Origin of the sequence: Aquitalea sp. ASV15, assembly GCF_016429115.1 — a bacterium.
GTDB lineage: Bacteria > Pseudomonadota > Gammaproteobacteria > Burkholderiales > Chromobacteriaceae > Aquitalea > Aquitalea magnusonii.
The window spans coordinates 171,462-177,767 of sequence record NZ_JAELTZ010000001.1 but is presented as its reverse complement, the minus strand read 5'-3'; the positions used below and the strand labels follow the sequence as shown (position 1 = coordinate 177,767).

Below are 6,306 nucleotides of genomic sequence, written 5' to 3'. Positions count from 1 at the left end.
CCCCCCCCCCCCCCCCCCCCCCCCCCCCCCCCCCCCCCCCCCCCCCCCCCCCCTTTTTTTGTTAATGTCTCGTGGGCTCGGAGATGTGTATAAGAGACAGCCCCGTGATTAGGATGTAATATTAATCGGATGGTTAACGCCCAGCTTGTCCGAGTTACCACAATTTCCGCATAGTGCTCACTTAGGTTCAAACAAGCCCTACAAGGGCTAGTCAATGAAATAACTCTCGTTCATATCAGGATGCGCCTCGAACGAGTTCGTACCAAGATAAATTAGGCCCACTTCTTTCGGGAGGTCATCTAACCGAGTGATCGCGGCGTTAAGACGGTTGCACTGATCAGAGCTGATATAAAAACGGTGATTATCCAGCCAATTTCTCGACTCATGATAGTTATCAAGAGTAGCTGCTTCAAAGGCGGCAACATGCCGCTCAAGCAAACTGCGGCTCACCAACTTCCTGAGCCTGGGAATGATGTCGATAGTGCGATCATCGGATACAACAATCGCTAGTCTCCGATGACGGCTTGCCTGAGCGTAACGCACACCCGAGTTGTATCGGGATCCTCTGGACGGAGTGCACTCTTCGTTAGCATCTCCATCCAAAATAACTCCTATCGCATGGCAAAGCCCTTTAGGATCAAGCAGTATCGTGCCATCAATCCCGCTAACACTTCGCAACAAAGCCTCTGAAATTTGGACTGGTACCAAATTAGTTCCCTGCTTGTGAAGCCGTTGGGCTTCACTCGCGGCATCCTCAGCCACCACGATCATACTGCCGTGTTCCTGGCGAAGCTGAACCTGTAGTAACTCCCACAGATGAAGTCCATCTTCTTGTAATGCTTGAGGAAACAGCCGGACATAGTTTGCGATGAAGGTTTTCTTATCGAAAGGCTCTTGCGGGAGGCTAGGTACAGCATAGCGGCTTCGAATTAAAACTTGGGGGCCGCAGCGGAGTTCCCAGTGATAGTGATCTAAGAAATCGATCGTAAAAGCGTCTTGAGCACTAGGATCATGCGACTTCTTCAAGCTACCCAATCCGTAAATGTGCTCACTGTCAGCAATGATGACAACACCTGTCGATGCCATCTGCAATACTTTTCGAACCCATCGTGGTTTTCGAATAGGGACCGGTTCAGCAAATTTTGCCAGAAAATCGACCGACTCGTTATCCGGATCTACTAACACAAGACGACCAATTCCCTTTGTTCCCTCATACATGAGAGATGAAACAAGGTTCAAAAGATCGAAGAGATCGGTATACATATACCGTTTTTCAATCGATAGCCCTGGGGTATGCAAAAAGTCTTTCGCTGCAATGCGGATGATCTCTTCCGCATCTCTCATACTGCGGCGGGTAAAGCGACCCGGATCTGGGTTGTGTAGCTCTTCGGTAGCCTCATGAAGCACAGCGTACAATGCCGCATGTATGTCGGGAAAGGCCGAACTACTGCCGACCAAGTTGACGAATCGTCAGTTGGTCGGCCAAAGCGGAAGTTAGTCACTCTTCGCGCGACGGTCTGGTATGTGTCAGTAACCGGTCAGCGGGCTCTAGCCCGCGCCAGGGGACCACTTAAATAGTCAACGAATGCGTACTTTCGTATTGATTGCAGCCGATAAGGTATCTAGAAAAGCAAGGGCGATTCAGACATCGGCCTCGTACATTGCCGAGAACCGGGCATCAATTTTGGTGAGGGCTTCGTTAAGCCAGGCACGGATCGGTCGCAGCAGGTGGTTGATCGGGACGAATTCCTCAAGCCTTATGGTCGTGAATAAAGCTTCGTTATAACCGTCCGCTCCGCTCATCCTGCGCCCTTCCATTCCGCGTGTTTGTCAGCCTCGTCGCTGATCCGAGTGCGATACGCCAGCATTTCAACAACCTTCAAAGAACACTTCATACCGCCAAATAATTTCAATTAACAGAATATCATTCTGTGATGGCTCTATATTCATTCAATCAAATATCGGTGCGCTGGCGCACAGACTGCATTGGCATACTGCAGCACAGTCGTATTTGTGGGTTGATTTTCTTGCCACCTATCAGCCTTCGGATGACATATCCGAGCTCTGCATTATTTGCAGACTTCCTGTGTATTGATTGGTGATAACCGGAGTCTATCCATGTTTAATATATTTCTATTGTCCATGATGATGAGTGGCCAAGCCGCCCCGATCATGCTGACTGAAAATGACCCGACGAATATGCCGGCCCCGGAGGCCCCAGCCCCAGCCGAAACGGCTGGCGACATGAGTGAGCAGCCGCCCCCTACCCCAACACTGAGTGATGCCGAGCGGGCCGCAGCAGATGAATATGCAGGCAAGGCGATTGCAGCCCATCCGGAAAACTACCGTAGCCACTGACATATTCATTCTTTCTGCACATTTCTCGCTCAGTCACGCGGCAGCGCTCTGCCGTACACATGAATTACCACGCACACCGGAGAATGATCATGAATAAACGTCTCTGCATCGCCCTATTACTCGGCATGTCCATGACAGCTTGTACTACCACCATGCCAGCGAATCAGGCTAGCCATGTTTCGAAACGCCAGGCTATCGATGCCAATGCCGAGGAAACATTAAATGACCTCTATCACCAGGCGAAAGGCTCGCGAGAGCTGGTGGCAAAAGCCAAGGGCGTTCTGGTGTTTCCATCCGTACTCACCGCAGGCTTTATGGTAGGGGGCGCGTATGGCGAAGGTGAATTGCGCATTGGCAATGAACAGGCTGGCTATTACAAAACCATGACTGGTTCAATCGGCTTTCAGGCGGGTGCACAATCCAAAGCCATTATCTTTTTGTTCATGACCCAAGAGGCACTGGATCATTTCCGCCAGGGCAATGGCTGGACTGCTGGCGTTGACGCCAATGTAGCCCTGCTGACTATTGGCGCAGATGGTTCTGTCGATACTGAAACAGCCAAGGCACCAGTCGTGGGATTCGTGCTGACCAATGGCGGATTGATGTTCAATGTTTCCTTGCAGGGAACGAAGGTTTCCCGGCTTAATCTCTAGCCAACAGTTATATGACTCCTTCTTCAATTTTTTATGTCCTTATGTGTCATGCTGCACAGAGCCATATCTCCTGAAGAGTCATACTGTTCTCATGCCGAATGTTACATATTTACCTGATAGTCCATTCGGCATGAACACTCTTCTCTTTGAAAAGGAAATATCATGTCACTGGAAAACACCAACCCCAGCACTGCACATAAAGCCGCTGCAACCGAACACAAAGCCTGCGCCGATCTTCACATGAAGGCAGCAGATAGTCATGACAACAAGAAACTCGATGAAGCCAAGGCTAAATCGGCTAGTGCACTGCAAAGCAGTGAATCTGCGCACAAACAGTCAAAGGCCGCCAGCGACTGTTCCGCCAAATAATACTGACAGCCTTGCCAAATTACTGGCAAGGCAATTAAAAAACCCGCTTCGGCGGGCTTTTTATATACATTCATAGCCAATCATTTTATATCCTCATGCGTGGGATAGCGCACGGAGTTTTCGCTGACGGGCCAGCATAATGTATATGTTGACCTTGTGTTTTCACACCGGGCAGCATTTCAGAGGTAAAGATCATGAGCAACTTCAATGACAAGCAGCAAAATCAAAAACCTGCTGATGCAGACCAGAACAAGTCTACATCAACAATAAAGCAGCCTGCTCCGGCCTTTGCTGAAAAGACAGGCCAGACCTCCCCCAGAACCGACCCAGGCAAGCAGGCTGCACCGAAGGAAGTGGGCAGCATGCATGATGCCAAACAGGGTACCTCTACCAAGCCCAAGCAATAATTAACAAGCACATGGCTGCCGTATCGGAATGATAGTGGTAGCCATCCGCTTGTTACCGCCTTCATTCTCGCTTCCTCCCGGCAGAAAAATAGAATTACTGTTCAGTATGCACTGAGCGGATGCCTGTTGGAAATTAAAAATCTGCAGTCACTATTTATCATTTTATAAACCAGCCAGCCGCAGGGGTTTTGAACTGATAATCAAGGAATTTTGCTGATGAAAAACGACAAGGACAACTCCACCAGCAGGGCTGAACAGGACATGAGCAGCAATGCTGCCAAGAAAATGACAGATGGTGCGGTAACACAAGGCTATCGAGGCGAGCGTCACAAATTGATTGCCTTGCTCAATGCCACCCTGGCTTCCGAGCTGGTCTGCTTTCTTCGCTATACCCGCTTCTATTACACGGTGGTTGGACTATCCAATACCGCATTGAAAGCCGAGTTCATGCAGCATGCCCGGGAAGAAATGCTGCATGCCAATATGCTGGCAGAGCGTATTGTTCAGCTCAATGGCAAGCCTGATTTTGATCCGGAAAACCTGCTGAATAATGCGCATACCCAGTATGACTACACCGACAAGATCCAGGCCATGATCAAGGCCAATCTGGTGGCTGAGCGTATTGCCATCGAATCCTATCGCAAAATGATTCAGGAATTGCAGGATAGCGATCCCACCACCAGCTTGTTGCTGACGACGATTCTGTCACAGGAAGAAGAGCATGCAGAAGAGATGCGCAGCCTGCTGGATTGACTGCATGATGCCGTATCAAGATAAAAGTCCGCACCATGCGGACTTTTATCTTGATACGGCTTGGCGATGATTCAGCAGCGGCGATGGAAATGTGTAGGCATGCCGTGTTGATTAGCCGGCGAGGCCGGCTGCGTGACCAACTGGTCAAACAGCTTGCACACCCCGCGGGTCGCGCCGCTCTCGTGGGCAAGCATGATCTGAAACAGCTGGACAATGGTCTCCTCACTTAGCCTGCCTATATGTCGGGATGCGACACCCGCACTGATGCAGTGAAAAATGGCGCGGCCATTACCATCCAGCTCCCGGACATCATCAATGGTAAAGCGCATGGGTACATGGGCTGAGCCTATCATCAGCCAGTAACCGGCCAGCGTTACGCCTTGGTGGCTACCTTTCAGGGTCAGAATCTGGTGCAGGATTTCATCTTCAGACATGGCGACTCCTGTTTCGCTAAGGGGTCATATTTGGCTGCAACATGCTGTACCGCTAACAAGGTGCGCTGGGCTGTAGCCGTGTTTATCCAATGGCACTCACTCGTACATATACTGGCGGGACCATGCCAAGGTATCGGCAGGACGTCCTGCGGGCTGACACAGAATCTGGTAAATGCTGACTACATCGTTACGGAAGGCATAGGCACACCCGGCCAGATAAATGCGCCAGATACGGTAGCGTTCCTCGCCGATTTCCTGGCGGATGCTACTGCTGTTCTTCTCGTAATTCTGCGACCACAGGCTGAGGGTCAAGGCATAGTGACGGCGCAGGTTTTCCACATCCAGCACCTCCAGACCACCCTGCTGCATGGTGCTTAGCGTGGTGCCGATATGGGGCAACTGGCCGCCGGGAAAAACATATTTGTCGATGAAATTGCCGGCGCCGAATGGGGCGTCCCGCTGACGGGTGCTGACCGAGGTGATGCCGTGGTTCAATGCCAGCCCATCCGGACTGAGCAGATTCACTATCTGCCTGAAGTAGTCGGCCAACCCCTTGATGCCGACGTGTTCAAACATGCCGACGCTGGTAATCCGGTCAAAACTGCCGGACACATCGCGATAATCCATCAGCCTGATTTCTACCCTATCCTGCACACCGGCCTGCTTTACCCTGCGTGTGGCTTCTTCAAACTGCTGTTGTGACAGGGTAATGCCCAGGCATCTGGCACCGAATTGCCGTGCCGCCCGGATGACCAGCGCACCCCAGCCACAGCCGATATCCAGCAAGGTATGCCCGCTTTGCAGCCTCACCTTGGTGAGGATATGGTCGATTTTCTTGATTTGTGCTGCCGCCAGTGTTTCATCACCCTCGGAAAAATAAGCGCAGGAGTACACCATTTCCGGGTCCAGCCACTGTGCGTAAAAGTGGTTGGACACATCGTAGTGGTACTGAATGGCCTGGCGATCAGCCCGACGATTATGCTGAAACAGCAGCCCGGCCAGCCGCTGCAAGGGATAGGGCTTGCCACGGCACGCCAGGGAATGCGCCATCTCGATGATGTCATCCAGTTTGCCGTCGAGATCGACCAGTCCCCGGACATAGGCTTCGCCCAGATGGTCCAGCCGCGGGGAAAGCAAGTAGCGCAAGCCGGCGGCCTTACGGATGTGCATGGTCACCAATGGCTGCTCGAACTGGCCGAAATCAATGGCCTGGCCATTGCAGACCAGGCGCGCCGGCAAGGGGCTGTGCTGCCGTAGCTGGCAGGCCAGGCGTTCTATGCGTTGTTGCCAGATCATGCTGTATGTCCTTGCACAAGGAGCTGGCCTACCCGG

General features: G+C 51.8%; 7 protein-coding genes and 1 pseudogene. 4 read left to right on the top strand and 4 right to left on the bottom strand.

From position 1 onward, the window contains the following. Positions 1 to 207: 207 nt before the first annotated feature. Positions 208 to 1,458, bottom strand: a complete 1,251-nt coding sequence (locus JHD64_RS00880; RefSeq protein WP_199051966.1) for a hypothetical protein — start codon at positions 1,456 to 1,458, stop codon at positions 208 to 210. 186 nt (positions 1,459 to 1,644) lie between these two features. Continuing rightward, positions 1,645 to 1,803 (bottom strand): annotated as a pseudogene (locus JHD64_RS00875) (IS5/IS1182 family transposase); the annotation flags it as partial. Between the two features lie 644 nt (positions 1,804 to 2,447). On the opposite strand from JHD64_RS00875, the gene JHD64_RS00870 reads away from it, so the two are divergent. The 4 genes from JHD64_RS00870 (at position 2,448) to JHD64_RS00855 (ending at position 4,540) form a co-directional block, all read left to right on the top strand. Beyond that, a complete protein-coding gene (locus JHD64_RS00870) occupies positions 2,448 to 3,011 on the top strand; it encodes a YSC84-related protein (RefSeq protein WP_233170265.1) in 564 nt (187 codons plus the stop codon). Positions 3,012 to 3,173: 162 nt separating this feature from the next. Next, complete coding sequence (locus tag JHD64_RS00865; RefSeq protein WP_059284465.1) at positions 3,174 to 3,380, top strand: hypothetical protein; 207 nt, start codon at positions 3,174 to 3,176, stop codon at positions 3,378 to 3,380. A gap of 194 nt (positions 3,381 to 3,574) precedes the next feature. Beyond that, positions 3,575 to 3,787, top strand: a complete 213-nt coding sequence (locus JHD64_RS00860; RefSeq protein WP_199051965.1) for a hypothetical protein — start codon at positions 3,575 to 3,577, stop codon at positions 3,785 to 3,787. A gap of 216 nt (positions 3,788 to 4,003) precedes the next feature. Beyond that, entirely contained in the window at positions 4,004 to 4,540 is a 537-nt protein-coding gene (locus tag JHD64_RS00855) for a ferritin-like domain-containing protein (protein ID WP_199051964.1), read from the top strand. Between the two features lie 71 nt (positions 4,541 to 4,611). On the opposite strand, the gene JHD64_RS00850 is transcribed toward JHD64_RS00855, so the two are convergent. Both JHD64_RS00850 and JHD64_RS00845 read right to left on the bottom strand, forming a co-directional pair. Then, on the bottom strand, positions 4,612 to 4,974 hold the full coding sequence (locus JHD64_RS00850) for a hypothetical protein (protein WP_199051963.1): 363 nt from the start codon (positions 4,972 to 4,974) through the stop codon (positions 4,612 to 4,614). A 96-nt stretch (positions 4,975 to 5,070) separates the two neighbouring features. Next, the gene (locus JHD64_RS00845; protein ID WP_199051962.1) at positions 5,071 to 6,270 is read right to left on the bottom strand and encodes a cyclopropane-fatty-acyl-phospholipid synthase family protein; all 1,200 of its coding nucleotides are present in this window, start codon (positions 6,268 to 6,270) and stop codon (positions 5,071 to 5,073) included. Positions 6,271 to 6,306: the final 36 nt, after the last annotated feature.